Origin of the sequence: Devosia sp. WQ 349K1 (assembly GCF_016595685.1) — a bacterium.
In the GTDB taxonomy this organism is placed as follows: domain Bacteria; phylum Pseudomonadota; class Alphaproteobacteria; order Rhizobiales; family Devosiaceae; genus Devosia.
Genome location: NZ_JAENGO010000010.1, coordinates 28,899 through 54,361 on the forward strand (window position 1 = coordinate 28,899; position 25,463 = coordinate 54,361).

The following is a 25,463-nucleotide window of genomic DNA, read 5'->3' on the forward strand; positions in this document are numbered from 1 at the left end:
CAAAGAGAAAGCCCCCTCAGTGACGAGGAGGCTTTCCTTACAAACTTCTGCGGCTGGTTAGATCCAGTACGGGGTCACACCATAGTAGTCGTAGATGCGACGACCGTTGTTTTCCTGCCAGAACGCTTCTTCATCGTCGCTGTAGCGCGGCGCGCCTTCCAGCTGGTCCTTGCTGATATCAACGCGATAGCCGCCAAGGCTTTCATCGTATTTCAGCTTGTCCCATGGCAGCGGGTAGTGGTCCTCACCGAGGCCCAAAAAGCCTCCGAAACTCAGCACGGCATAGGAAACCTTACCGCTGCGCTTTTCGATCAAGAGACGGTTGACCGCGCCGATATGTTCTCCAGCAAGGTCGTAAACCTTGGTGCCTTCAACCTTGTCGGAGGCGATGAGGTCATGGGTTTCCTTAACGTCGACGGTAGCGACGCGGGCGTCATCATAGGCCATTTTCGATGCTCCTTCTTGTGTTGCGATGAAGGTCTAACGGCTCAACACCCGAGGGGTTTCCTCAGATAACGGAGCTGTTACTCGCGCAGCACACAGACGAACTTAAGAGTTCATTCCTAGGAATGATGTCTTTTTACTTGCAAATTCTAAAGAATAAAAATAGCATCATCGCAGTCGCACTTAAGTACTACCCCTATCGGACGGCGCGACTGCTTAGTGCAAACTACAGTTCACGGATGAGTGATGAGGCACGTTGGCCAGAGACCCCTGGGCAGCGCACGATCTTCCTCGTCATGTCCACGACGTACTCAGATGATGAGGGTTTGGATGACGACGCAACCGTACTACCACGCCTATCTCAACCGCGACCGGCTCGTGCATATCGTGGACAGCGATCCCGGCACCTGTGAAGCGCTGAGCGTGCTCTTCCGCTTAGAGGGCTTCCAGACCGTCTTCTCGCTCGACATAAGCAGTTTCCAGCAGGTGCTCGAACGGCGACGCGTCGACGTCATGGTCGTTAATCTCGAGCTTGGCGCGGACAATGGTCTTTCCGTCCTCCGCCGCGTGAAGATGCAACACATGGGTGCCACCGTCATCATGCTGGCCGACCGACCGCATGTTGATCTCGCCGTTACGGCCATGAAAATGGGCGCGACCGACGTCATCACCAAGCCCATCGATACCGAGCACCTGCTCTCCGTCGTCCGCGAGGCCTTGCGCAAAGACATTCACGTCGGGGCCATGCAGGCGGGCGGACGCAGCGTTGAGGTGCGCGGGTTCTCTCAGCTTACCCCGCGTGAGCGTGAGGTGTTGCAGCTCATCACCGATGGTCAATCCAACAAGGAAGCCGGGCGCGAGCTAGGCATTTCCCCACGCACGGTTGAAGTGCATCGCGCCCGTGTCATGGAGAAGCTCGGCGCGCGCAACACCGCCGATCTCATGCGCATCGTATTAACCAGCTAAACAATGCCTGATGACAGAAGCCAGACTGCGTGATCGTATGGCCTCATCACAGGAGGACTGCTCATGGCTCGGGTCACAGGAATTGGCGGCGTCTTTTTTCGCGCAAAAGATCCCGATGCCCTATCGGACTGGTACGAAACCAATCTGGGCATCTCCCAGTTCTGGCAACAAGAGGGTGGCCCCACTGTCTTCGCGCCTTACGAGCTGACCAGCACCTATTTCGACCAGAGCAAACCCTTCATGCTCAATTTCCGGGTCGACGACCTTGATGGCGTCATCGCCGCGCTTGAGAGCAATGATATTGTGGTCGAGCGACGGGAAGAATGGGACAGCCCGGACACGGGTCGCTTCGCGCGCATTACTGACCCCGAAGGTAATCCGATTGAGCTGTGGGAACCCATCCCTGAGTTGCGTTAGCGCCAAACAAAAAGCGCGCGACCGAAGTCGACGCGCTTTGAGAGCGGCACCGAAGTGCCAGCAGGTGCCCCCTGCGGCGAAATTCTGTGCCCGAGGACAAGAATTCCGTGGCCGTCATAAACGACAGTCTGCCCGGCTTGGCAAGGCCGATGACCGCTGTTTGATCGCCCAAAATTGCTTACAATTGGACCGAACAAGACAAAACCCAACGCAAACCAGATCTTGCGGTAAAGACGCGTGGCCCAAATAAAAAGGGACGCATCGCTGCGTCCCCTTCGTCATTCCTGGACCTAATCCTTAGCCGCCAAGGTTAGGCAGCGTCAGATCACCCGAGGTCAGTTTATTGGCAGTGATTGCCGTCTCTGGCTTGCCCAGTGGCAGCTCAAGCGCCTTCCACACCGACACCAATGCATCGCGCAGCTCGAGGATCATTTCCTCAGAGTGCAGCGGCGTTGGGGTGATGCGCAGACGCTCTGTACCCTTGGGAACAGTGGGGTAGTTGATCGGCTGAATATAGATGTTGTGCTTTTCCAGCATCATGTCGCTTGCCGCCTTCACAGCACGCGCATCGCCGACGATGACCGGCACGATATGGGTCGGGGTTTCCATGACTGGCAGACCGGCTTCCGCCAGAATGCGCTTGGTCATGGCTGCCTGACGCTGATGCGCTGCACGCTCTTCACCATTGCCCTTGAGATGCTCAATCGAGGCGCGCGCCGCAGCGCACAGCGCTGGTGGGAGCGAAGTGGTAAAAATGAACTCAGCCGCATAGGAGCGAACCGCGTCGATGATCGCCTTATTGGCAGCGATATAGCCGCCCATCACGCCATAACCCTTGGCCAGCGTGCCTTCGATAACGTCGATGCGTTCCATCAGATTATCGCGGTCGGCAATGCCACCGCCGCGCGGGCCATACATGCCAACGGCGTGGACTTCGTCGATATAGGTCAGCGCGCCAAATTCATCCGCAAGATCGCAGATCTCGGCGATTGGGGCGATGTCACCATCCATCGAATAGACAGATTCAAACACGATCAGCTTGGGACGCTTGCGGTCCACCTGGCTGAGCAGTTCGCGCAAATGCGCAACGTCATTGTGGCGGAAAATCTTCTTTTCCATGCCCGACTGACGCACGCCCTGGATCATCGAGGCGTGGTTGAGCTGATCGGAGAAGATCACGCAATCGGGCAAAAGCCGCGCAATGGTCGAGATCGAGGCTTCGTTCGAGACAAAGCCGGAAGTGAAGACGAGGGCGCTTTCCTTGCGGTGCAGGTCGGCGAGCGAACGCTCAAGCTCAACGAGCGGGCGATTGGTGCCCGAAATATTGCGCGTGCCACCAGCACCAACGCCCATCTTGCCGGCAGTTTCCTGCATCGCAGTCACGACTTTTTCGTGCTGACCCATGCCGAGGTAATCGTTGGAGCACCAGATGGTGATTTCGCGGGCATTGTCGCTGTCGTCACGGTAGATGGCGCGCGGGAATTGCCCAGCAATGCGCTCAAGGTCAGCAAACACACGATAGCGTTTCTCTGCCCGCAGCGTGTCCACTGCATCTTCAAAAATACCGCGATAGTCCATTGGGGCCGTTCCTTTGCGCATGCGCTGGGTCGGGGCAACGCCTCGCCAGGCACCGTAAGATGTAGTTATTCTTCGCTCCGCCGCATTGATATGGGTCAATTCGACGCGCTCGCAGTGGGCCCTCCTGACACCAACCGCGCCATAAAAGCTATACTCATTCTAAAGTGGGCTGCTCCAAAATCAACATCTATAGCGCTTCTGTGAACCGGAAATAGTGTAACGCGCAGGCGCTGCCCGCCGTTGCGTGGTTCCATTATAATCCATCACAGTTGCCGACTTGGCCTGCACAATGTCACAAGAGCTCTCAGCTTTTCAGGCAGGAGAAAAGCACTCAGCCGCTGCGGAGGACATTTATGGAGCAGGCGCATTATCCCAGTTTACGGGACCAAGCTGTTGTTATTTCGGGAGGCGCGTCTGGCATTGGCGAAGCGCTGGTGCGCAATTTCGCACGCCAAGGGGCAAAGGTTGGGTTTGTCGACATCGCCCAAGCGCAGGGAGAGGCGCTCGCGACGGCGCTAACCGCCGAAGGTCACACGGTTAAATTCATCGCGTGTGACATCACCAACACCGCCGCCTACCAAGCCGCTATTGCCGATCTAGCCCAGCTTCATGGCGATGCGCGCGTGTTGGTCAACAATGCCGGTCACGATCAGCGCCACGACTGGCGTGAAGTGACGCCGGAGTATTGGGACGACCGCATGGCGGTAAACCTCAAGCATTTCTTCTTCGCCATTCAGGCCGTCGCCCCCGGCATGAAGCGCGCGGGCGGCGGGTCGATCATCAATTTCGGCTCGATCAGTTGGATGATCCTGACCCCCGGCATTCCTGTCTATGAAACCGCCAAGGCCGCCATTCATGGCATGACACGCGCCATGGCCCGCGAATTGGGGTGCGATGCCATTCGCGTTAATTCGCTGGTTCCCGGTGCTGTCGTCACCCAACGCCAGCTTGAACTTTGGCTGACGCCAGAGGATCTTGCGTCCATAGAGGCTCAACAAGCACTCAATGGCCGGGTCATGCCAGACGACTGCGCGCGCATGGCGCTATTCCTCGCCGCCGAAGACAGTCGCATGATCTCAGGCCAGCAGTTTCTCGTCGATGGCGGTTGGGCCCATACCTAGGCGCAAGAGCCCGTTCATCACGGGTTCAGCCGCCTTCACTCATCTTTCACGCTCCTGCCTTATTCACAGAACAAAAGTCCACTCCGGAATCCTTTTGGGGGAATCACCATGAAGTCCAAGGTCCTCGTCGTGCTCGCGGCAACGCTTGCTCTGACAGCCTGCACGACCACTGATCCGTTCACCGGACAGGGTAAGCTTTCGAACACTGCTGGCGGCGGCCTTTTGGGCGCGGGTGGCGGTGCTATTGCTGGCGCGCTCGTTGGCGTTGCCGTTGGTGGCGATCCGCGCGTTGGCGCGTTGATCGGTGCTGGCGTCGGCGGCCTGACCGGCGCAGCCATCGGCAATTACATGGATCAGCAAGAAGCTGAACTGCGTGCGCAGCTGCAGGGCACCGGCGTTTCGGTCACCCGCGTTGGCGACCAGATCATCCTCAACATGCCTGCCAACATCACGTTTGCGACCGATCAGTCGACGGTTCAGCCGCAGTTCAACCAGACGCTGGTCTCGGTTGGTCTTGTGCTGCGCAAGTTCGAAAAGACCATTGTCGACGTGTACGGCCACACCGACTCGACCGGCTCGAACGAGCACAACCTTTCGCTCAGCCAGCGTCGCGCGGTTTCCGTCGCAACCATCCTGTCGAGCCAGGGCGTCACTCAGGGACGCTTCTATATCGAGGGCAAGGGTTCGGCATCGCCAATCGCTTCGAACGCAACCGAAAGCGGTCGCGCACAGAACCGCCGCGTCGAAATTCAGCTTTCGCCAATTCGCGGCTAAGAGCTGCTCTAGCGATAGACGATTTAAAACGCGGCTCTCGGGCCGCGTTTTTTATTGCGCAGCCGGTGCCGTTGCGGGCGTCTCAACCACAGGCGCCGATGTGGGGCTGCCCGGTTGCATATCCGTGCCCGGCGCGCCTGAGAAAACCTGCAACACGGCCAAAATGCCAATGATCACCGCGAGAGCAATCAAGCCATAAAGGGCCCAGTTTGTTGGCCCGGTCGCACCGACACTCGCTTCGATACCATCAGCCGCCTTGATCGGCGTTGCTGGCTCCAACTCGATCCGCGAGGCATTTTCGTCGAGCAGATAGTCCACCCGAGCATCGGCTGGTTCTGGTTTGCGGGGGTCGACCATCATTGTCTCCTCAGTTGGTGCTGAGGCCCTTCAATGCTTGGTGCCAATGCCGGTTCCGCGCCTTGCCCAACCCGCCCAACAAAAAAGGCCGGCGAAACGCCGACCTTTCCGATTAAAATGTGATCGACCGAACTTAGTTTTTGGCGCGCAAGGCGTCGCGAATTTCGGTGAGCAAGACCTGTTCAGCGCTTGGCGCTGGGGTGGTTTCAACTGGCTCCTTGGCCGCATCGCGCTTGAGCGCATTGATGCCCTTCACAACCATGAACAGCACAAAGGCGATGATGGTGAACTTGACCACCGCATTGATGAACAGGCCGATGTTAAGCGTGGCAATGCCCGCTTCCTTGGCAGCAGTGATCGATGGCACCGCGATATTATTGGGGTTCGACAAGACGATAAACAGGTTCGAAAAGTCGATACCGCCGATGATCAGACCGATCAAAGGCATAAACACGTCGTCGACGATCGATGAGACGATGGCGCCAAAGGCAGCACCGATGATCACACCGATAGCGAGATCGATCATGTTGCCCTTAATGGCAAAGTCGCGGAATTCCTTGAATACGCTCATGGCAAACCCTCTGAAATGACCGCTAATGGCGGTTGTTCTGGCCTATTCCGCCAGCATTGCCGAGGTTTTGTCGCTATTGCAATGGGCAGAATGGCGACTTGTGAACTTGGTGTGCGCAGCTGATAAGGAAGCCACACTGATCGCTGTTCCAAGACCATTGGCTCCCATGACTGCTCGCTCTACCAACCTCGATACTGCCCTGCACCTTGCCATGGATCACATCCCGCAAGGCGTTGCTGTGTTTGATAGCGCGCTCAAGCTGACCTTCTCCAACCACCGCTACAATTCCATGCTGTCGCTGCCTCCGGCACTGACCGAGGCCGGCGTACCGTTGGAGGACATTGTGTTATTCTTGGCCAAGCGCGGCGACTTCGGGCCCGGCGACGCCAAAACCCGCGCGCAAGACCGTATCGCGCTGCTCACCTCGCAGCCGCAGACCGTCACCCAGCGCATGACCAGTTTTGGTCAGACCATGGAGTTTTATACGGCCCGCCTGCCTGAGGGCGGGATGGTCATCAGTTTTTCTGACGTGACCGCTCGCATCAGCGCTGAGCAGCAATATGAGCAGATCAACCAGACGCTCGAAAAGCGCGTTGAAGATCGTACTGCCGCGCTCAAACAGGTCAATCTTGAGCTCGAAAAGGCCCGCCACAAGGCCGATGCTGCCAACCACGACAAGACGCGTTTTCTCGCAGCCGCCAGTCACGATCTGCTGCAGCCGCTCAATGCCGCCCGCCTCTACACCTCGACCCTGATCGAGCGCGCCAAAACCACCGATTTCGCTGAGCTGGCCAATTCCATCGAAGCCTCGCTCACCGCCGTTGAAGACATTATGTCGGCGCTCCTCGATATCTCCCGCATTGATAGCGGGGCGCTTCACCTCGCACCGACCCAATTGGCCGCGCAGGACATTTTGAAAAAGATCGAGGTCGAGTTCGCCCCCATGGCGCGCGAACGCTCGATCTCGCTGCGCATTGTCAAAACCAAAGCCACGGTTTTGGCCGACCGCTCCATCGTTGGCCGCATCGTGCAAAATCTGGTGTCCAACGCCATCAAATACACCCCGGTCGGGGGCAAGGTTCTGGTCGGCCTGCGCCGTCGCGGCAATCGCTGGCGCATTGATGTCATCGACACCGGCATCGGCTTTAACAAGGATCAGTTCAAGCTCGTCTTCGCCGAGTTCTCACGGCTAGAAAAGGGCGCGCGCATGGCCCAGGGCTTGGGTCTCGGCCTCTCCATCGTCCAGCGCCTCGTCACCGCCGCCGATCTCACTCTGGAGCTCGACAGCAAGGAAGGTCGCGGCTCGCGCTTTTCCATCTATCTGCCTGTTGCGCGCCCACTGCGCGGCACCATCAGTCTCAAGCGCGAGACCCCGGAAGCCACCATCGGCGTGCTGAACCTAAAAGTCCTCTGCGTCGACAATGAACGCGACATCATCGAGGCCATGGAAGGCCTTCTTACCAATTGGGGTTGTGAAGTCCGCTCCGCCCTGTCGCTCAAGCAGATCGACAAAGAGGGGCTATTGGAGGGCTGGTACCCTGATCTCGTGCTGATGGATTATCACCTCGATCAAACCTCCGGGCTCGACGCGATCGAATGGCTCCGCCACAATCTCGGCGGCCACTTGCCCGCCGCCCTCGTCACCGCCGACCGCAGCCCGCAGGTCCGCGCCATTGCCGAAGAGCGCGGCATTGCCGTGGTGACAAAGCCGGTCAAACCCGCAGCGCTGCGCGCGACGATTTCCAATCTCGGCAATCAGCGCAGCCACTAAAACGAAAAGGCCGGGCGCAAGCACCCGGCCTTCTCATGTCATGGGTTGGCTTTCTTAGCTTGGCAGCTTGAACGAGACCATCTTGGTCGAGTAGCGCGATTGGATCGCACCCTGACCACCGGCCATGATGGTGATGTATTGTTCGCCATCCAGCGTGTAGCTGATCGGCGCGCCACCAGCGGCTGGCAGTTCATACTGCCAAACAACTTCACCGGTCTTGAGATCATAGGCGCGGAAGATGTTGTCCGAAGCCGCCGAGATGAAGCCCAGACCACCAGCGGTAATCATCGAACCGCCGTGTGTTGGTGTGCCCATTGGCAGTTCAAACGGCACCTTGATGCCCAATGCGCCCTGGCCCTTGGACGAACCAAAGGTGTTGCTCCACAACAGCTTACCGGTATTGAGGTCAACAGCACTGATATAGCCATATGGCGGATCAATGCACGGCACGCCAAGCGCGGTCAGCCAGAACTGTGGGAAGGCTGCGTAAGGCACGAACTTCTGCGCCACGACGCCACCCACTTCGCGCGGGTCACCCCATTCGCCCTGTGGCTCAATGCCCATCCCGTCAGCCGTTTCGCGGTCGAGCAGCTTGATGTAGCTGGCAAAACGGTTGTTGTTGACCAGCATCACGCCATTGATCGGATCGACCGAAACGCCGCCCCAGTTGATCGAGCCAAAGGTGCTCGGCGACTGGATCGAAGGGGTCAGACCCGGAGGGGTATTATTGCCTTCGTAGCGCGCCTGCTTGAACATGATGCGGCAGTAGAGCTGATCGAAAGGCGATACGCCCCACATATCCGCTTCCGTCAGATCTGCGCCACGGAAGGACGGCAGAGAGTTGGAATAGGGCTGGGTTGGGGAGATACGTTCTTCCGGCACACCGCCGGTCTGCGGCATTGGGGTTTCGGTCACGTCAAAGATCGGCTCGCCGGTCCTACGATCGAGAACGAAAACTTCACCAGCCTTGGTCGCCTGAATCAGAGCCTGACGCAGAGCGCCGTTGGAATCTGGCAGATCGATCAGTGTCGGTGGGGACGCAATGTCATGGTCCCAAATGTCGTGATGCTTGGTCTGGAAGGACCACTGAACACGGCCAGTGGTCGCGTCGAGCGCCACAACCGAAGAGCTGTACTTGTCGTCAAACTCACGACGCTGCGCCCCGTAGAAGTCTGGGGTCGCATTGCCGGTCGGCAGGTAGACAAGACCGAGCTTTTCGTCCGCTGCGGCCGGAGCCCAGCTGTTCGGCGTTGCAACGGTAAAGCTTTCGCCATTTGGTGGCTGGCCCGGCTCATCCGGACGCCCCATATCCCAAGCCCAGGACATATCACCGGTTACCGCGTCAAAGGCGCGGATAACGCCAGAGGCTTCGCCCCAGTACTGACCGTCAGTCACCCAACCGCCAACAACCACCTTGCCACGCACGAAGGTTGGAGCGGAGGTGACCTTGTAGTAACCGCCGATGATCTTGCCTTCATGGTCTTCCATGCCAACGAGCAGGTCGACAAAACCGGCATTGCCGAAGTCCGAACAGGCCTCGCCGGTCTTGGCGTCAAGCGCCACAAGCTTGGCAGAACCGGTGCCAGCGATAATACGCTCAGCGCATTCTCCGGTCAGGCCCGGTGCCTTGTAATAGGTCACGCCACGGCAGGTGCTGCCATGACCTTCAGAGGCGTCAAAAGTCCAGTTTTCAGCGCCAGTGCGTGCATCGAGGCTGAACAGTTCGCTATTGCCATTACAGATATAGATCGTGTCATCGATCTTGATCGGCATAGCGTTGTTGGCCGGACGCTTACCAACCGGCATTTCCCAAGCCACTTGCAGCTTGGAGACGTTCGAGAGGTTGATCTGGTCAAGCGGCGAATATTTCTGCTGGCCCTGATCGCCACCAAAATATGGCCAGTCTTCGCCAGTCTGCCCGGAGGCTGCGCCTCCATTGGCTGCAACAGGGAATGCCCCCATGCCGGTCTGGAACCTTGGGTCCTGCGGCAGGTTCGGCGCATTCACCGCAAAGAGCCCTGCGCCAAGACCAACCGAAACCACAGTACCAGCAGCAATCAGGCCTGCGGCCCCAGCTGGAACGCGGGTGGCAAAGCCCAGCTTACCCTTAAGCGCGGTCTGCGCCCAAGGCATCAGCAGCCAAATCCCAAAGGCAACTGGGATCAGCAGGCGTGGCATCAGTGCCCACCAATCAAAGCCCACTTCCCACAAGGCCCAAATGACCGAAAGGGCAAGAGCGCCGCCGAAAATCCACGCGCCGAGACGCTTTCCGTGGAACAGATAATGGGCCGCGACGACGAACAATGCGCCTGCGACCACGTAATAAATCGAGCCACCCAGGCTCGCGAGGTAAGCACCAGCGCCGACATAGATCAGCCCGATGACGCCCAGCACAACAGCGAAGAGCCACATCAGGCCCTTCGCAACGATGTGCGGCTTGTGCTCCGCACCCTGATCAACCATTGAAGTTCACTCCCATAAGCCTTGCGTCCACGGTCTTGGCGCTTGGTCTTTTGCCGTAGGCTTGGCTTTCTGGGAGGCACGAATGTGCATGCAATTGCACACCAACGCTTGCCGCGTTTCCGTGAAATTACCCTCCCAGAGCCATGGGTCGCCCCATGCCTAGTCGCAATGGAGTATCGAAAAATTGTGTCCTAGGCAACAATGTCGCAGGGACAAGTATACGCATACCCAATCCGTCACATTGACGGCTGGATTGAAGCCACCCTCCTGCGCCTTGTTTAGCCGTTAGGGCGCTTAATTGGCATTGTCCGGATTGGCCTCAGGTGTTGGCGTCGCCTTGTCGGCCACGGGTGCCACCGGCACCACTTGCGGCATGCGGTTCCACGCATCGAGCGCGGCGATCTTATAGGCCTCCGCCAGCGTCGGATAATTGAAGGTGGCCTCGACCAGATAATCGAGTGGCGCGCCCAGATTGATCACCGCCTGCCCGATGTGAATCAGCTCGGTCGCCCCTTCGCCCACGATATGAACGCCCAAAAGCTTGCGGTTTTCGAGCGAAACAATGAGCTTCATCATGCCCGATTGCAGCCCCATGATGTGGCCGCGCGAGGTTTCGCGGAAACGAGCTATGCCGCATTCATAGGGGATCTTTTGCTCGCGCACCTGCGCTTCGGTGAGCCCAACCGTTGAGATTTCTGGCACGGCATAAATGCCATACGGAAAACTCTCCTGCTTCTTGGGTACCTGCGCTTTAAAGGCGTGCAATGCCGCGAGTCGCCCCTGCTCCATCGAAGTTGAAGCGAGCGCCGGAAAGCCAATAACATCGCCTGCGGCATAAATATGGGGCACCTGAGTTTGCAGCGTATCGGGATTTACCGCCAGCCGCCCGCGGCTATCCGGCACGACCCCACAGCTTTCAAGCCCGAGATCCGCCGTCGCCCCGACCCGCCCGGCAGCATAAAGCAACATGTCCGAGCGCACTTGTCGCCCGTCACCCAGCGTTGCCACCGCCTGCCCCATATTGTCCTTTTCCACCTTGGTCACGGGCGAACCGAGACGCATGGCGACGCCACGTTGGCGCAGGTCATGGGTAAACTCTTCGATGATCTCGCGATCAATAAAGTCCAAGAAGTTTTCGCGCGGCTCGACAATGGTCACAGGCACGTCAAGCGCCGAGAAAATCGTGGCATATTCAATGCCGATCACCCCGGCCCCGACAACAGTGAGACTGCGCGGCACGCGAATTTCGCTGACCATTGCGTCACTATCGACAATGGTATGGTGATCAAATTCGATATTGGCCGGACGATAGGGGGCCGTGCCCACCGCAATCACCGCAAAATCAAACCCATAACGATGATCTTCGCCGTCGTGATCAGTGACCACAATGGTGTGCTCATCGGCAAACCGGGCGATACCACCGAAAGTGCGTACGCCATTGCGGGCAAACTGATGCTCGAGCACTTCGATTTCATAATCGAGCGTTTTGCGCAGACGCGCCGTCAAATCTTTGCCGTCGATCTCTTTCTTGACGCGGTAAGACATGCCGTAAAAGCCGCGCTCACGCCAACCGGAGAGATTGAGTACTGTCTCGCGCAGCGTCTTGGAGGGAATAGTGCCCGTATGCACGGACACGCCCCCCAACCTCAGCCGATTTTCCACCACCAGCACAGAGCGCCCTAGCTTTGCAGCTTGGATCGCTGCGCGACGCCCTGCGGGACCGGAACCAATGACGACAAGATCAAACTTTTCCACGCGCGCGTCCTGTGCTGATGGGGAGGAGATTTAAGTCGGTTGAGGCAGATTGTAGTGTTGGCAGACGACGGCCCAGCCCTCCTCGGCAGTATCAACCACCGTGAATAAGTCTGGGTCGGATGGCGAAATCGTCCCGGCTTCGGCCAGGGCCTCAAGGTTGATCACCTTGGTCCAAAACTCGCGCCCGAACAGCAGCACGGGTACTTTGTCCATGCGTCCAGTCTGGATGAGCGTCAGGGTTTCAAAGAACTCATCGAGCGTCCCGAACCCGCCGGGGAACACGGCCACCGCCTTGGCGCGCAGCAGGAAGTGAATTTTGCGCGTGGCGAAATAGTGGAAGTTGAACGCCAGTTCTGGCGTCACATAGGTGTTCGGCGCCTGCTCATGCGGCAAAACGATATTGAGCCCGATTGAGGGTGCGCCAACATCGTCAGCGCCGCGGTTGCCCGCCTCCATCACACCCGGACCACCGCCCGTCGTCACCACAAATTCCTTGTAGTCGAGCGTTGCTGCGGTCTTGGACGCGAGCTGCGCAAAATGGCGCGCTTCCTCGTAATAGCGCGAGGCGGCCTCAAGGTTCTTCTTCTGCACCTCGTTCTTGGCGGCCCATGCCGGCTTGCCCGGCTCAGGAATACGCGCCCCGCCGAACAAGACCACGGTGGAGTTGATCCCCTGTTCGCGCAGTCGCCATTCTGGCTTGAGGTATTCCAGTTGGAAGCGAATGCCCCGCGTGTCTTCAGACGTCATAAATTCATCGTCGGCAAAGGCCAGACGATAGGTCGGACTACGCGTTTGAGCGGTATCGGGGGCCTTGCGCGAGGCTGCAATATCCTCGCTGGAGGTGCGTAAAGGCGTCGGATGGCGGCGTTTGGCCAAGAGAGATTTCCTCTTTGGGTTCGTCAGACTACAATCTGAGTGGATAGACGCGTCAATCAGCATGAGCAAGGCGATTTGAAGCCAAAAGAGACCCCGTTATTACCGAAGGCTCAACCGAGTTCATGCAAGGTATTCAAAGCACATAATATCTGAGAATTATTATACAAATGCACCGAAAATCTATTTCTCTTTTCCTCCTCTCAAGCATTGTCTCTACGTCTTCCTTTGCCAACGAAGCACTGCCAAAAGACTTCGTCTACCTCTCCCAATATGCGCCCGAAATCGCTCAAGACATGCGTTATGCTGGCGCGCATAACTTTGTCGGCCGCCCAATCACCGGCTATCAAGCGCCCGAGTGCATTCTCACTCAACAGGCCGCCGCTGCATTAAAAGCCGCCGCCACCGAGCTGGCGACCGAAAACCTCGCCATCCGGGTTTATGATTGCTATCGCCCGGCACAGGCCGTTGCCGATTTCGCCGCCTGGGCCCGCGACATCGATGATCTGGCCATGCAAGGCGAGTTTTATGTGCGCGTTGCTAAGTCCACGCTGTTTGACCTCGGCTATATCGCCGAAAGATCCGGCCACAGCCGCGGCAGCACGGTCGATCTCACCATCCAGTCGCTCGATGGCGCTCCATCCACGCCCTATACGCCCGAGCAGCCCCTCGTCGATTGCATCCTCCCAGAGCGCTTTGACGATGGTGTTTTGGACTTTGGCTCCGGCTATGATTGCTTTGACGAGATGTCCCACCACGGCGCATCGGGCATTTCAGAGCTTGCCACCACCAACCGCGACAAGCTTAAAACCTTGCTCGAACGCCACGGGTTCAAACCCTATGCCGAAGAATGGTGGCACTACACGCTCGCGAACGAACCTTTCCCCGACACCTATTTCGATTTCCCCGTCACCGCGCCTTAACGTGCAGCATAGGCTGGCCGACGGCGTTTCTGACTGTCCGAGCCAGCCTCTGCGCTTTGTGCGACAGCCTTGGCAATGGTTTCACCAATGTCGTCGGAGACCACAATGCCCTGCGCGAAGGGACGCTCGTGCATCAAGTAGGGGATCGCGGCGAGATAGAGCCGACGATGGTCTTTGACCGGGCTCAGAAGCGAATAATCCTCCGCCACCTGCGGAACGTCCTGCCCGGCCGCGAGCAATTCCTTGCGCAGCGTCGGGAATTTCAGGTGCCCGGTTTCCAGCGCCTTTTGCCCGCGCGCATCGATGAAAACCGCAAAATCCAGCGTCTCGCTGTCGGTCACAATGCTCGTCCCCTGCTCGCCGTGGTCGAGCTGATAGTCCTCGCCCAGCGCCACCACCTCCAACACCCCTGCATCCCGCAGCGCCAGAAGGCGTCGTATCGATTCCGAGGGCACTGCCGCATAGTTATCGATAAAGACCCGCTTGAGCCCCTGGGCAAAACGCTCGGCGTCCACCTCCGAAAACTCTGCGACCAGCGTCTCAAATTTCTCGTGCATCCGTAAAAGCGCATAGCGCCACTCAACCGTGACACGGTTCTGCTTATTGCGCTCCACTTCAGCCAGATTTGCGCGCGCCCAGCGAAACGGGTCCGCCGCGAGACGTTGGGCAAAATAAGCATCGGCAAAACTGTCAGCGGTAAGGTCAGCGAGCCCAATCGCACTTGCATAGTCCGGGTCCGCCTCCCCCAGCTCCTGCGCAAACAGAGCAAAGGCGTCGTCGAGCACGTTCTCGCTATGCGCACATTCTTCCAGCGCAGCTGAGGTCAAAAACCGCAAATCCGTATAGGGAATGGGGCAATAAAAATCCGCCTCCGGCAAAATCCCATGACGCGACATCAGCGTGATGCGCAGGGGCGAGCCCTCATTGAGCTCAAAGCGCAATGCGTCCTCATCCGGGATAAAACGCCCGTGCTGGGTCACCACCGCCATGGCCGCATCAATGGACGACAGCGACGTCCCCATAATGCCGACGCGGACGCCGGGAATGTCAGCACTCAACAGTCCCGACCAAGGGTTCGGAAAATAGCCATCCGAAAGATCGTCGTCAGGCTCAAATTCATGCCCCGTCGCAACCACGACCCGCTCAAAAGGCCCAAATCTTTGGCCCTCACCCGCGACGAGATAAAACAGCCCCTCGTCCCGTTCCACATCGATAATTTCGGTGTTTTCCGAAACACTCACCAGAATGCCCCGGTCCTCTGCCGTTTCGACGAGCTTTAGAAATTGGTGGCGAAAGAACCGCCCCAGCAACACCCGTGGCGTAAACGCCCGATCATCAAGCTCAAGCGGATCAACGCCATAATCGCGCAGAACCGCGTGTGGCAGTGATCTCAGAAAGTCGAGATAGGTCATCTCAATGGCAGGAATTTCGATACTGGCGATATTGGCCAACATGGTGCGATCGGCCGTCTGTGGCGAATAGGGCATGCCGACACCGGCCTCCCACCCCTTTTCAAAAAGCGTGATGGCTCCAACACCGCCTGCGTCGACCAAATGCTTGAAAGTATAAATCCCGGTCGGGCCCGTACCAATAATCGCAATATGCGGGGGCATTCATCTGCCTTGTCAAACCTCGTTCGATCTAAACCCTGCTGCGGCCGATTGGTTTCCGCTTGGGACGAAGTTGATCAACCCCTTGCATCTTCCGCGATTACTCCGCATATAGCGCTTCGGGAGGTTGGCGCGGACGTGTTCCTCGTCGATCGGGTCAGGTCCGGAAGGAAGCAGCCCAGGTGAGATCCTCACGGGTCGATGTCCAACCTCCTACTCACTTCTCTGTTCGTATCGAGCTTTTTCGTCCCCAATTGGCCAAGAGGCTTTTGCGGGATGGCTTTCCATGTCCTATGTTCAGAGAATGAACCAAGGCAGATTCCCCGATATGCGATTGGACGGGCTCAATGGCTGAAACCAAGACCTCGCCCTACCTCGTCCTCGCCCGCAAATATCGCCCCACCGATTTCTCGACCCTCGTGGGTCAAGACGCGATGGTGCAGACGCTGGGCAATGCCTTTGCGCAAAACCGTATCCACCACGCCTTCATCATGACGGGTGTGCGCGGCGTGGGCAAAACCACAACCGCGCGTATTCTGGCCCGCGCCTTCAATTATGAAGACGAGAACGGTCGCCACCCCCAGCTTGACCTCAGCAAAGAGGGCGTGCACTGCCGCGCGATTATTGAAGGCCGCCATGTCGACGTGATCGAAATGGACGCGGCCTCTAATACCGGCATTGGCGACATTCGTGAGATTATCGACTCGGTCAAATACGGCCCGAGCTCAGCGCCATACAAAGTCTACGTCATCGACGAAGTGCACATGCTCTCGACCGCCGCCTTTAACGGGCTGCTGAAAACCCTCGAAGAGCCGCCGCCATACGTCAAATTCATTTTCGCGACGACGGAAATCCGCAAGGTTCCGATCACCATTCTGTCGCGCTGCCAGCGTTTCGATCTGCGCCGCATTCCAGCGGAGATCATGTCCGACTATCTCGAGACTATTCTCGATAAGGAAGGTATCAGTTTCGAAACTGACGCTTTGGCAATGATCGTGCGCGCCGGCGAAGGCTCGGCCCGTGATAGTCTTTCCTTGCTCGATCAGGCGATCGCCCACGGCAATGGCACAGTCACCTCCTCAACAGTTAAGGCCATGCTTGGCCTTGGCGACCGCGCTCGCATCATTGATCTCTTCGAAGATTTGATGGGCGGTCGGATTGGCGAAGCCCTCACCACTTTGCGTGAGCTTTATGATCTCGGCGCCGATCCGCAGACCATGCTGTCGGACTTGGCTGAGTTCACCCATCTCGTCACCCGCATCAAAGTCGTCCCCGCCGCAGGCGAAGACGCCTCGCTGACGCCGGACGAACGCAATCGCGGCCAAGACCTTGCCTCCCGTCTCACCATGCGCGCCCTCACCCGCGCTTGGCAGATCCTCTTTAAGGGTAATGAAGAAACCGGCCGAGCGGGCAATGCTTTGCAAGCGGCCGAGATGACCCTCATTCGCCTCGCTTACGCCGCAGACCTGCCAAGCCCCGATGAAGTGATTGCCAAGATCACGCAGGGTGGTTTCCCTGCTGGCAACGGCAATGGTGGTGGCGGTCAGTCCATGCCTCCGCGCATTCCAAGCGGCCCGTCTGGTTCTGGCGGCGGCGGCGCAACCGCCATGCGCGTCAATGCTCCGCAACTGGTCGCGCAGCAACCCATGGCGCAAGTATCAACGCAACCGCGTGCCGAAGTCGCCCCGGCCTTTGCTACCATCTCGAGCTACCGTGATATTATCTCCTTGGCCTCGGCCAAGCGCGATGTGCTGACCAAGCTCGCTCTCGAAAGCCAGATGCGTCCCGTCTCCTTTGAACAAGGCCGCATCGAGGTCGCTTTGGAACCGGGCGCAGACCCAGCGATTATCGGTACATTGTCTGCCCGCTTGCAGACATGGACCGGCCAGCGTTGGCTGGTCATGGTTTCGACCAAGGCGCCGGAAGGTCTGACCATCCGGCAAGAAGTTCAGAAGAAAAAAGACGCCGCAACCGCCGAGGCGCATGACGATCCGGTGGTCAAAGCGATCTTTGAAGCATTTCCGGGCGCAAAACTTGTGAACGTGACCGTGCGTGAAGACGCCGTTGTTGCAGAAGAAGAAGTAGCGCAAGCCCCACTCGAAGAGGACGACGAATGAAAGACATCATGGGAATGATGAAGGCCGCCAGTGAAATGAAGGCCAAGATGGAAACCATGCAGAACGAGCTCGCTGAGCTGGTTGTCGAAGGTCGCGCCGGCGGCGGCATGGTCACCGTTGCTCTTTCGGGCAAGGGCGAGATGAAGTCGATAAAGATCGACCCATCGCTGGCCAATCCCGCGGAAGTGGAAGTTCTCGAAGACCTGGTGTTGGCGGCGTTCAACGATGCGCGCGGCAAGAGCGAAGCGGAAACCCAGCGCAAGATGGCTGAAGTCACCGCTGGCCTGCCCCTGCCTCCAGGCATGAAGCTGCCGTTCTAGGTCTCAATTGTTCTCGGGCCATCATTGGCCCCACTGCGCCAGCCTTGCGCCCCTCGTCGGGCGCATAAGTGCCAGCCAGATGCCCCAAAAAGGCCCATAAATGGCAACCACCGGCGGACCGGAAATTGAGCAACTTATTCTGCTCTTGGCACGTCTGCCGGGGTTGGGACCGCGTTCGGCCCGCCGCGCCGTTTTGCAGATGATCAAGAAAAAAGAACAGCTGATGATCCCGCTGTCAGCAGCCCTTGATCGTGCCGTCGCAGCCGTCTGCACCTGCGAAGTTTGCGGCAATGTCGATACCAAATCCCCCTGCACAATTTGCTCTGACCCCAAGCGCGGGCAAAGCGGGATTTTGATTGTCGTGCAAGATGTTGGCGACCTCTGGGCGCTGGAACGCGCAGGCGTTGGGCAGGTTCGCTATCACGTCCTCGGTGGCGTTCTCTCGGCGCTGGATGGCGTTGGCCCGGAAGACCTCAACCTCGACGCCCTCATCGCCCGCGCACCAGAATATTCCGAGATGGTGCTGGCCATGAACGCGACCGTCGAAGGCCAAACCACAGCCCATTACATTACCGATCACCTGCTCAACACAGGCATTCGCATCACCCGCCTCGCCCACGGCGTGCCCATCGGTGGCGAGCTGGATTATCTCGACGAAGGCACGCTCAGCCAGGCGCTGCGCGCCCGCACCGAAATCTGAGCGATTTCAGTTAGATATGGGGACGAAACTCGTCCGACCCATTCCAGCTGTGCTCGTCATCGACCGGCCCGTCGTCGTCACCATAAAGCTCTTCTTCGCCGATCAACGCGTCTCGCGCATCGACATCGTCGGGCGATAGGGCATCGAGATGATCTGCCGGATCTGATGACACAGCGCCAGTGATATCGGGATAGTCCTCCGCATCTTCCAAATCACCGGTCAGCGCCGAGATGGCACTATCGAGTTCATCAACCAGCGATTGCGGATCACCGCCACCAAGATCGCCGCTCACGCGCATCGCCATTTCATCGCGAATTTCGCGCAGCCGCTCGACCCGCTCTTCGACCGAACGATCTGATCCATAAAGCAAATCGTCGATTTCATTCTGGCTATAAGGGTGGGCAATCCCCGGCTGATCGGTGCCATCTTCCATCACGTCCTGCGGCAGGAGGTGACCGGGATTATCGTGCTGACGTACCATTTCCTTCTCCCATTCAGCGTGTGCTGTCGGCTAGGAACGGATCATAGCGGTCCGTGGTTCGTCGCTATTCTCAAATGTGATAAGTAAAGGCCCCGCTTTCGACGGGGCCCAAACCTTAATTCAAATCAAGAGGTTCGTCGTTGACCAACCTCAGAACGGGAGCATCATCGTCCCGTCCTTCCCACCCAGGGGGTAGCGATTTGCTGGTCTTTGCTCCCAAATCCCGCAACTGCTCGACCTGCCGAACGACATTGCCGCGACCGGACGACAGCTGATCCTTGGCCTTGGCGAAATTGGCTTGTGCGGTGTTGAGGCCCTTTTCGACCTGATCCATGCTCGAGAGGAATCCGGCAACCTTTTCATAGAGTTTGCCAGCGCGTTCAGCGATTTCCTCGGCGTTCTGGTGGCGCTTTTCGATGTCCCAAACATTGCGCACCGTGCGCAACACGGTCATCAGCGTTGTCGGGGTCGTCAGCATGACGCCCTTGGACATGCCAAACTCGACCAATTTGGCGTCGTGCTGAATGGCGGTCGCCAGCGCCGATTCAATCGGCACAAACATCATTACGTAGTCCAGACTAGACTTTGCGGCCCGGTTATACCCCTTGTCGCCCAGCGTGGTAATGTGCGTCCGGACCGAATGGATATGCGCTCGGAGGTATGTTTCTCGCTCGTCTTCGGGCGAATTGACGAAGGATTCAAAAGCAGTGAGGGACACCTTGCTATCGATCACCAGCACATCGCCATTGGGCATGCGGATTTCGACGTCTGTGCGCAGGCGCTGATTATCCTCACTCGTGTGGCTCTGCTGGGTGAAATACTGCTCACCCTCACGCAGGCCGGACTGTTCAAGAATTGTGGAGAGGATCATTTCCCCCCACGCGCCTTGCGTCTGCGAACTGCCCTTAAGCGCACGCGTCAGGTTCTGCGCTTCGGTGGTGATCTGGAGATTGCTTTCCGACAAGGCCCGAATCTGCTCGGACATTGCCGATCGATCCCTTATAAGCCCTTGATGGAATTCGGTTATTTTCTCCTGAAGGGGTTTCAGGAGGACATCAACCTGTTCGCGATTCTGCTTGGTAAAAGTCTCGCTATGGGTGCGCATGACGTCACCCGCGATGGCCTTGAACTCATCCGTCATCTGCTGGCGCGCTTCGGTGAAGCGCTTCAGCTCGGTGGCATGATTACGGGCCTGCTCGTCAAGCCGCGTGCGCATTGCCGCCAGTTCCGCCTGCATGTCGGCCGCACGATCCCGCTCGGAAAACATCTGCTCAGTCGCGCGCTCGCGCTCGTGCTGAAGCTGTCCCTCGATTTCGCGCAAACGGGAATCACGCTGCAAAATCTGATCGTTAAGCCCCGAGCGTACGCTCTCTAAATTCTGCGCCGCCTGCATTTCGGCGCGCTCTAGGGTGCCACGATTGCTGGACATCACAGCAATAAGCGCGATCAGCAGCGCCAATGCCAACACGCCCACGAGGGTGACGCCAATGGAAATCGGCAAGCTGCCGAGAGTAAAAAGAGTTTGGTCGAGATCGCTCATGGAGCAATCCTAATCCGATTCTTTCGTTCGCAAAATGTTCTCGTGTGACACCACTAAGGTTGACCAAGAGCCCGGAAATCGCCATATCCATGACAATCCTTCCATTGCCGGACCTTCTGCCATGGCTATCCGCCCCATTTTGATCATTCCCGATGCGCGCCTACGCGCTGTTTGCGACCCGATCGTTGAGATCGACGACGAGATCAAAACGCTGGCAGCAGACATGCTGGAAACCATGTATGCCGCGCCAGGCATTGGCTTGGCTGCGCCACAGATTGGCGTCATGAAGCGTATCGTTGTGATCGACGTGGCCAACGAAGGCGATGAGCCTGCGCCCCATGTCATGATCAACCCAGAGATCACCCAATTTGGTGAGGAAATTCAGGTCACTGAAGAGGGTTGCCTCTCTATCCCAGAACTCTACTACGAAGTAGAACGCCCGAGCACGGTGACGGTAAAGTACACCAACCTTGAAGGCAAAGAGATCACTGTCGATGCCGATGGCAAGCTGGCCGTCTGCATTCAGCACGAACTCGACCACCTCGATGGCGTTCTTTACATCGACTATCTGAGCCGCTTGAAGCGCGATCGCGTCATCAAAAAGTTCGACAAGCAGGCCCGCCTGTCTGCGCGCTAAGCCAATTTGGATTGAGGGGCTCCGGCCCCTCTCCTTTTCCGTTGGGACAATATTAAAAGAGGCACTTGGCCATGCGTATCGTTTTCATGGGCACGCCCGAATTTTCTGTCCCAACGCTGACCGAAATTGTTTCGGCAGGGCATGAGGTTGTCGCCGTTTACACGCGCGCTCCAAAGCCTGCAGGCCGTGGCCAGGCCGAGCGCAAAAGCCCGGTTCACGAGGCCGCTGAAGCCTTTGGCATTCCAGTATTCACGCCGAAATCGCTGAAAAGCGAAGAAGAACAAGCCACTTTCGCATCCCTTGAGGCCGAGGTCGCAATTGTTGTGGCCTATGGTCTACTGCTGCCCAAGGCGGTTCTGGAAGCGCCGGAATACGGCTGCTTGAACCTTCACGGCTCCCTCCTGCCACGCTGGCGCGGTGCCGCGCCGATGCAGCGCTCGATCATGTCGGGCGACAAGCAAACTGGCATTGTCGTCATGCAGATGGACGAGGGCCTTGATACTGGTGGCATGGGCCCCACCGAGATCATCCCCATCACCCCGACCATGACGGCGGGCGAGCTGCACGACAATATGATGCGTGTCGGCGCAGACCTTATGGGTCGCGCACTGGCCGCACTCGAACGCGGCAGCCTCGATTTTACGCCTCAGCCAGCGGAAGGCGTCACCTACGCCGCCAAGATCGACAAGGCTGAAGCCAAGCTCGATTTCACCCAATCTGCGGAAGCGGTCCACAACACCATTCGTGGTCTCTCGCCCTTCCCCGGCGCTTGGTTTGAGATGACCCTCGGCGGCAAGACCTATCGCGTTAAAGCCCTCCGCTCGCAGCTGGAGACCGGTTCTGGCGCTCCGGGCACCTTCCTGGGCGGAGAACTCGTTATTGCCTGTGGCGAGGGTTCTGTGCGCCTCACGCAAGTTCAGCGCGAAGGCAAGGGCGCTATGGACGCCGCCACCTTCCTGCGCGGCGCCGGCACACTCCCTGAGATGGTCGGCTAATGCCACGCTACAAGTTCACCATCGAATATGACGGCACCGCCTTTTACGGCTGGCAGCGTCAGAAGAACCAGATCAGCGTTCAGCAAGTGCTGGAAGAAGCTGTCCTGAAATTCTCAGGCGAAACGGTCAACAGCCAAGCCGCTGGGCGCACCGATGCTGGTGTGCACGCCCTTGGTCAGGTCGCCCATATCAATCTCTCGAAGGAATGGGATCCGTTCCGTATTCGCGAGGCGATGAATTATCACATGCGCAAGCATCGTGTGGTGATCGTTGAGTGCGAAGCTGTTCCGGACACGTTCGAGGCACGGTTTTCGGCCAAAGCCCGCCACTACGAATATCGCATCCTCACGCGCCGCGCGCCTCCCGCGCTGGAGCTCAATCAGGTCTGGCATGTGCCCAAGCCGCTTGATGTCGCCACGATGCACGAAGCGGCCCAACTCATTTTGGGCCTTCACGATTTCACCACCTTCCGCTCGTCCGAGTGTCAGGCAAAATCGCCCATGCGCTCCCTCGATGAGCTCAACGTCACCGGCGACGACGAATATATCTCGGTTACGGCGAGCGCCCGCAGTTTCCTGCACCATCAGGTCCGCTCGATGGTGGGTTCGCTCAAAATGGTGGGCGAAGGCAAGTGGACGCCTGCGGATTTCCGTGCGGCGCTTGACGCAGCCGACCGCACCCGCTGCGGCGCCATGGCGCCATCAACGGGTCTCTACTTTGTCGGCGTTGACTACTGATTAGCCGGCGGTTGGGACGGGAAGCACCAGGGCGATGATGCCCATTGCCAGAAACACACCCACCGCCTGCGAAATAAACAGCAAAGCAATCTGCCAGCCGCGCAGGGTCATGATGTGTCGGCCAATGTTGACGAACGTCACAATCGCCGCGATGGCCACAGCGAGCAGCACAATCAGCCCGGCCTCGTTGAACAAGACCGAAACCAATAGCAGCGCCCCCGACACCAGCGTGATCCAATTGCTGGCCACCAGGTACGGAATAAAAGCGTCCTGACGCTTGATCTGGCGCAGGACCATCGAGGCCGTTAGCGCCTGCGCGCCAAACAGCGCTAGGTTCATCACCACGGTTTGCGTCGGTGCGCCTGCCGGAGTGCTAAAGCCCAGCAGCATCGGGCCAAACCCAGCCAGAATCATGGCCAGCAGCACAGCAATTAAGCTGCCGACGAGACCTTTGGTCGAGAAGTCATAGTATTGCGCGGCGTCGCGCCGACCCAAAACAAGGGCCCATGTCCCTTTTGCGGCACTAGCGGCTTCGGCGAAAAAACTCGGGAACGACTGGGCCAATGCGGTTCAACTCGTCAGACAGCAGAAAGGGTGGACGCAGCAAGCATGTAGAGTGTCTGAGGCACCCCGACAAGGAGCACAACTGTTAGGATTGCAAATGCGGCTGAAACGCCGCGCTGAAATCCTGCCCCTACACGCCCCAAAGCATAGAGCATATAGGCAAGCCCAAGCCAAAGAATGGGCATGAGGGCCGGGCTAATCATGATCACAACCGTGCCAACGAAGAGGTAAAAGATCAGCGCATAAACGCCCGGGACATAAATATCCGGGCGCCAGATTGGCCCGGAAACGGCAAAGCGCGTGCTCCACACCCCGATCAGCAAGGCCGCCAACCATATGGTCTGGATAAAGAATATCTCGATAAAGCTCTCTGGCGTCGGCACACCCATTTGCATCGAGGCCAGCATAACGACCAGAAACACAACCGCGTAAAACAGCACGATCGCTGTGAACAGCCCTGCGCCAGAGAGTTGAAACTGCTCCAGCCCTTCGCGTTTGTTGCGCAGGATCAGCTTCCAGCCTGCAAATGCGTAGCGCAGCGCCGCAATAGTTCTCATCGTGAGGAGCCCGCGAAGAAGCGGGTCATGAACTCGGCGTAAATTTCCGTCAGTCCTTCAAGGTCGGCCAGCGCGATATGCTCATCTGCCTTGTGCATTGAAGGGCCAACGAGACCACATTCCACCACCGGACCATAGTCGGCGATAAAGCGTGCATCAGACGTGCCACCGCCAGTGGACAGCTCAGTCACCTTGCCGGACCGCTCGGATAGAACGGCTGTCAGCGTCTGGACGTCGTCGCTCAAAGGCGAAAGGAACGACCGCGACGGGGTGCCGACAATGTCAAAGTCGATTCTGGTGCCCTTGGCGTCGACGGATGCAATGCGCTCCTTGATCCAAAGAGCGAGCTTTTTCGGCGTCCAGAGATCGTTGTAGCGGATATTAAAGCGGAGCGAGCCGCTCATCGGAATGACATTGGATGTCGGGTTGCCGACGTCGATTGTCGTTACTTCGAGGTTCGAAGCCGGGAAGTGCTCCGTCGCCTCATCGAGCTTGGTTGTTGAAATGGCAGTCGTCACAGCGGCCAGCACCGGCAGCGGATTGTTGGCCTTATGCGGATAGGCAACGTGGCCCTGCGTGCCGGTGACGGTGATCTTGCCCGAGAACGAGCCGCGACGACCGATCTTGATGCTATCGCCCAAGGTTTCGGTGGAGCTCGGCTCCCCCACTATCGCGAAATCGAAGCGGTGACCGTTATCCGCCATCCAGCGGCAAATCTTCTCGGTGCCGTTGATGCTGTCGGCTTCTTCGTCATTGGTAATGGCGAGCTGGATGATCCCCGCATCCGCCGGGATGGTCGCGCAAGCAGCAACAAAGGCTGCAACACCCGACTTCATATCCGCAGTGCCACGGCCAAACATTTTGCCATCAGCAATTCGCGGCACAAACGGATCAGAGGTCCAGAAAGCCAAATCGCCCGGCGGCACTACATCGGTGTGACCACCAAAAAGCAATGTGCGGCCCGACGTACCACGCGTCGCAAAAATATTGTCGACGGGATAGGAGCCGTCGCCCTCAAATTTAAGGCGCGTTACCGTGAAGCCGAGCTTGGTCAGCTCAGCGTCCAGCAAATCAAGAACGCCTGCTTCTGTCGGCGTTACCGAAGGGCAGGACACGAGGGCATGAAGAAGCGATTGGGCGTAAGAAGTGGTCATACCCAATGGGTACCGACCACTTCGAGATTTGACAATGC

General features: G+C 58.1%; 25 protein-coding genes and 1 other RNA gene. 13 read left to right on the top strand and 13 right to left on the bottom strand.

The window, feature by feature from the left end; genetic code table 11:
- Positions 1-57: 57 nt before the first annotated feature.
- Complete coding sequence (locus JHL21_RS17260) at positions 58-447, bottom strand: PRC-barrel domain-containing protein (RefSeq protein ID WP_169196636.1); 390 nt, start codon at positions 445-447, stop codon at positions 58-60.
- Positions 448-774: 327 nt separating this feature from the next.
- Between JHL21_RS17260 and JHL21_RS17265 the strand changes: the two genes are divergently transcribed.
- Positions 775-1,410, top strand: a complete 636-nt coding sequence (locus JHL21_RS17265) for a response regulator transcription factor (protein WP_169196635.1) — start codon at positions 775-777, stop codon at positions 1,408-1,410.
- Positions 1,411-1,473: 63 nt separating this feature from the next.
- Positions 1,474-1,827: a VOC family protein gene (locus tag JHL21_RS17270; protein ID WP_200214903.1), complete on the top strand. Its 354-nt coding sequence runs from the start codon at positions 1,474-1,476 to the stop codon at positions 1,825-1,827.
- A gap of 297 nt (positions 1,828-2,124) precedes the next feature.
- Here JHL21_RS17270 and hemA read toward each other — a convergent pair whose 3' ends face one another.
- Positions 2,125-3,405: a 5-aminolevulinate synthase gene (hemA, locus tag JHL21_RS17275; protein ID WP_169196633.1), complete on the bottom strand. Its 1,281-nt coding sequence runs from the start codon at positions 3,403-3,405 to the stop codon at positions 2,125-2,127.
- Positions 3,406-3,758: 353 nt separating this feature from the next.
- Here hemA and JHL21_RS17280 point away from each other — a divergent pair, with 353 nt between their 5' ends.
- Both JHL21_RS17280 and JHL21_RS17285 read left to right on the top strand, forming a co-directional pair.
- On the top strand, positions 3,759-4,526 hold the full coding sequence (locus JHL21_RS17280; RefSeq protein WP_200214905.1) for an SDR family NAD(P)-dependent oxidoreductase: 768 nt from the start codon (positions 3,759-3,761) through the stop codon (positions 4,524-4,526).
- Between the two features lie 108 nt (positions 4,527-4,634).
- Positions 4,635-5,300, top strand: coding sequence for an OmpA family protein (locus tag JHL21_RS17285; RefSeq protein ID WP_200214907.1), 666 nt, complete (start codon positions 4,635-4,637; stop codon positions 5,298-5,300).
- Positions 5,301-5,351: 51 nt separating this feature from the next.
- On the opposite strand, the gene JHL21_RS17290 is transcribed toward JHL21_RS17285, so the two are convergent.
- Positions 5,352-5,657, bottom strand: coding sequence for a hypothetical protein (locus JHL21_RS17290; protein ID WP_199532692.1), 306 nt, complete (start codon positions 5,655-5,657; stop codon positions 5,352-5,354).
- A 133-nt stretch (positions 5,658-5,790) separates the two neighbouring features.
- Positions 5,791-6,228 (bottom strand): large conductance mechanosensitive channel protein MscL, encoded by a 438-nt coding sequence (mscL, locus tag JHL21_RS17295; RefSeq protein ID WP_200214909.1) that lies wholly within the window; start codon positions 6,226-6,228, stop codon positions 5,791-5,793.
- Positions 6,229-6,253: 25 nt separating this feature from the next.
- Here mscL and JHL21_RS17300 point away from each other — a divergent pair, with 25 nt between their 5' ends.
- A complete protein-coding gene (locus tag JHL21_RS17300; protein ID WP_200214911.1) occupies positions 6,254-7,999 on the top strand; it encodes a PAS-domain containing protein in 1,746 nt (581 codons plus the stop codon).
- A 54-nt stretch (positions 8,000-8,053) separates the two neighbouring features.
- Here JHL21_RS17300 and JHL21_RS17305 read toward each other — a convergent pair whose 3' ends face one another.
- The 3 genes from JHL21_RS17305 to JHL21_RS17315 all read right to left on the bottom strand — a co-directional run bounded on the left by JHL21_RS17305 (position 8,054) and on the right by JHL21_RS17315 (position 13,093).
- On the bottom strand, positions 8,054-10,462 hold the full coding sequence (locus JHL21_RS17305; RefSeq protein WP_200214912.1) for a membrane-bound PQQ-dependent dehydrogenase, glucose/quinate/shikimate family: 2,409 nt from the start codon (positions 10,460-10,462) through the stop codon (positions 8,054-8,056).
- 294 nt (positions 10,463-10,756) lie between these two features.
- The gene (gene sthA, locus JHL21_RS17310; protein ID WP_169196626.1) at positions 10,757-12,217 is read right to left on the bottom strand and encodes a Si-specific NAD(P)(+) transhydrogenase; all 1,461 of its coding nucleotides are present in this window, start codon (positions 12,215-12,217) and stop codon (positions 10,757-10,759) included.
- A 30-nt stretch (positions 12,218-12,247) separates the two neighbouring features.
- The gene (locus JHL21_RS17315; protein ID WP_248306091.1) at positions 12,248-13,093 is read right to left on the bottom strand and encodes an LOG family protein; all 846 of its coding nucleotides are present in this window, start codon (positions 13,091-13,093) and stop codon (positions 12,248-12,250) included.
- Positions 13,094-13,260: 167 nt separating this feature from the next.
- Here JHL21_RS17315 and JHL21_RS17320 point away from each other — a divergent pair, with 167 nt between their 5' ends.
- A complete protein-coding gene (locus JHL21_RS17320) occupies positions 13,261-14,013 on the top strand; it encodes a M15 family metallopeptidase (RefSeq protein WP_200214914.1) in 753 nt (250 codons plus the stop codon).
- On the opposite strand, the gene JHL21_RS17325 is transcribed toward JHL21_RS17320, so the two are convergent.
- Positions 14,010-15,626 (bottom strand): FAD/NAD(P)-binding protein, encoded by a 1,617-nt coding sequence (locus tag JHL21_RS17325; RefSeq protein ID WP_200214917.1) that lies wholly within the window; start codon positions 15,624-15,626, stop codon positions 14,010-14,012. The genes JHL21_RS17320 and JHL21_RS17325 overlap by 4 nt on opposite strands.
- A gap of 117 nt (positions 15,627-15,743) precedes the next feature.
- Here JHL21_RS17325 and ffs point away from each other — a divergent pair.
- From ffs to recR, 4 genes are all read left to right on the top strand, one after another.
- Positions 15,744-15,842: signal recognition particle sRNA small type (gene ffs, locus JHL21_RS17330), an RNA gene on the top strand.
- Between the two features lie 128 nt (positions 15,843-15,970).
- The gene (locus JHL21_RS17335; RefSeq protein ID WP_200214919.1) at positions 15,971-17,740 is read left to right on the top strand and encodes a DNA polymerase III subunit gamma/tau; all 1,770 of its coding nucleotides are present in this window, start codon (positions 15,971-15,973) and stop codon (positions 17,738-17,740) included.
- Positions 17,737-18,060 carry a YbaB/EbfC family nucleoid-associated protein gene (locus JHL21_RS17340; RefSeq protein WP_169196621.1) on the top strand — a complete coding sequence of 108 codons (324 nt, stop codon included), beginning with the start codon at positions 17,737-17,739 and terminating at the stop codon, positions 18,058-18,060. Before JHL21_RS17335 ends, JHL21_RS17340 begins: the two co-directional genes overlap by 4 nt.
- Positions 18,061-18,160: 100 nt before the next feature.
- On the top strand, positions 18,161-18,760 hold the full coding sequence (gene recR / locus JHL21_RS17345; protein WP_199532683.1) for a recombination mediator RecR: 600 nt from the start codon (positions 18,161-18,163) through the stop codon (positions 18,758-18,760).
- 10 nt (positions 18,761-18,770) lie between these two features.
- Here recR and JHL21_RS17350 read toward each other — a convergent pair whose 3' ends face one another.
- Positions 18,771-19,241: a hypothetical protein gene (locus JHL21_RS17350; RefSeq protein WP_200214921.1), complete on the bottom strand. Its 471-nt coding sequence runs from the start codon at positions 19,239-19,241 to the stop codon at positions 18,771-18,773.
- A 115-nt stretch (positions 19,242-19,356) separates the two neighbouring features.
- On the bottom strand, positions 19,357-20,781 hold the full coding sequence (gene rmuC / locus JHL21_RS17355; RefSeq protein WP_200214923.1) for a DNA recombination protein RmuC: 1,425 nt from the start codon (positions 20,779-20,781) through the stop codon (positions 19,357-19,359).
- A 121-nt stretch (positions 20,782-20,902) separates the two neighbouring features.
- On the opposite strand from rmuC, the gene def reads away from it, so the two are divergent.
- From def to truA, 3 genes are all read left to right on the top strand, one after another.
- Positions 20,903-21,418 (top strand): peptide deformylase, encoded by a 516-nt coding sequence (gene def, locus JHL21_RS17360; protein ID WP_200214925.1) that lies wholly within the window; start codon positions 20,903-20,905, stop codon positions 21,416-21,418.
- Positions 21,419-21,489: 71 nt separating this feature from the next.
- Positions 21,490-22,413, top strand: a complete 924-nt coding sequence (fmt, locus tag JHL21_RS17365; protein ID WP_200214934.1) for a methionyl-tRNA formyltransferase — start codon at positions 21,490-21,492, stop codon at positions 22,411-22,413.
- Positions 22,413-23,150, top strand: coding sequence for a tRNA pseudouridine(38-40) synthase TruA (truA, locus tag JHL21_RS17370; protein ID WP_199532680.1), 738 nt, complete (start codon positions 22,413-22,415; stop codon positions 23,148-23,150). The genes fmt and truA overlap by 1 nt, the downstream gene beginning before the upstream one ends.
- Here truA and JHL21_RS17375 read toward each other — a convergent pair whose 3' ends face one another.
- The 3 genes from JHL21_RS17375 to dapE are packed head-to-tail and all read right to left on the bottom strand — an operon-like array spanning position 23,151 to position 25,425.
- Positions 23,151-23,714: a hypothetical protein gene (locus JHL21_RS17375; RefSeq protein ID WP_200214936.1), complete on the bottom strand. Its 564-nt coding sequence runs from the start codon at positions 23,712-23,714 to the stop codon at positions 23,151-23,153.
- A gap of 14 nt (positions 23,715-23,728) precedes the next feature.
- On the bottom strand, positions 23,729-24,271 hold the full coding sequence (locus tag JHL21_RS17380; RefSeq protein WP_200214937.1) for a hypothetical protein: 543 nt from the start codon (positions 24,269-24,271) through the stop codon (positions 23,729-23,731).
- Complete coding sequence (gene dapE / locus JHL21_RS17385; protein WP_200214943.1) at positions 24,268-25,425, bottom strand: succinyl-diaminopimelate desuccinylase; 1,158 nt, start codon at positions 25,423-25,425, stop codon at positions 24,268-24,270. Before dapE ends, JHL21_RS17380 begins: the two co-directional genes overlap by 4 nt.
- Between the last annotated feature and the right edge of the window lie 38 nt (positions 25,426-25,463).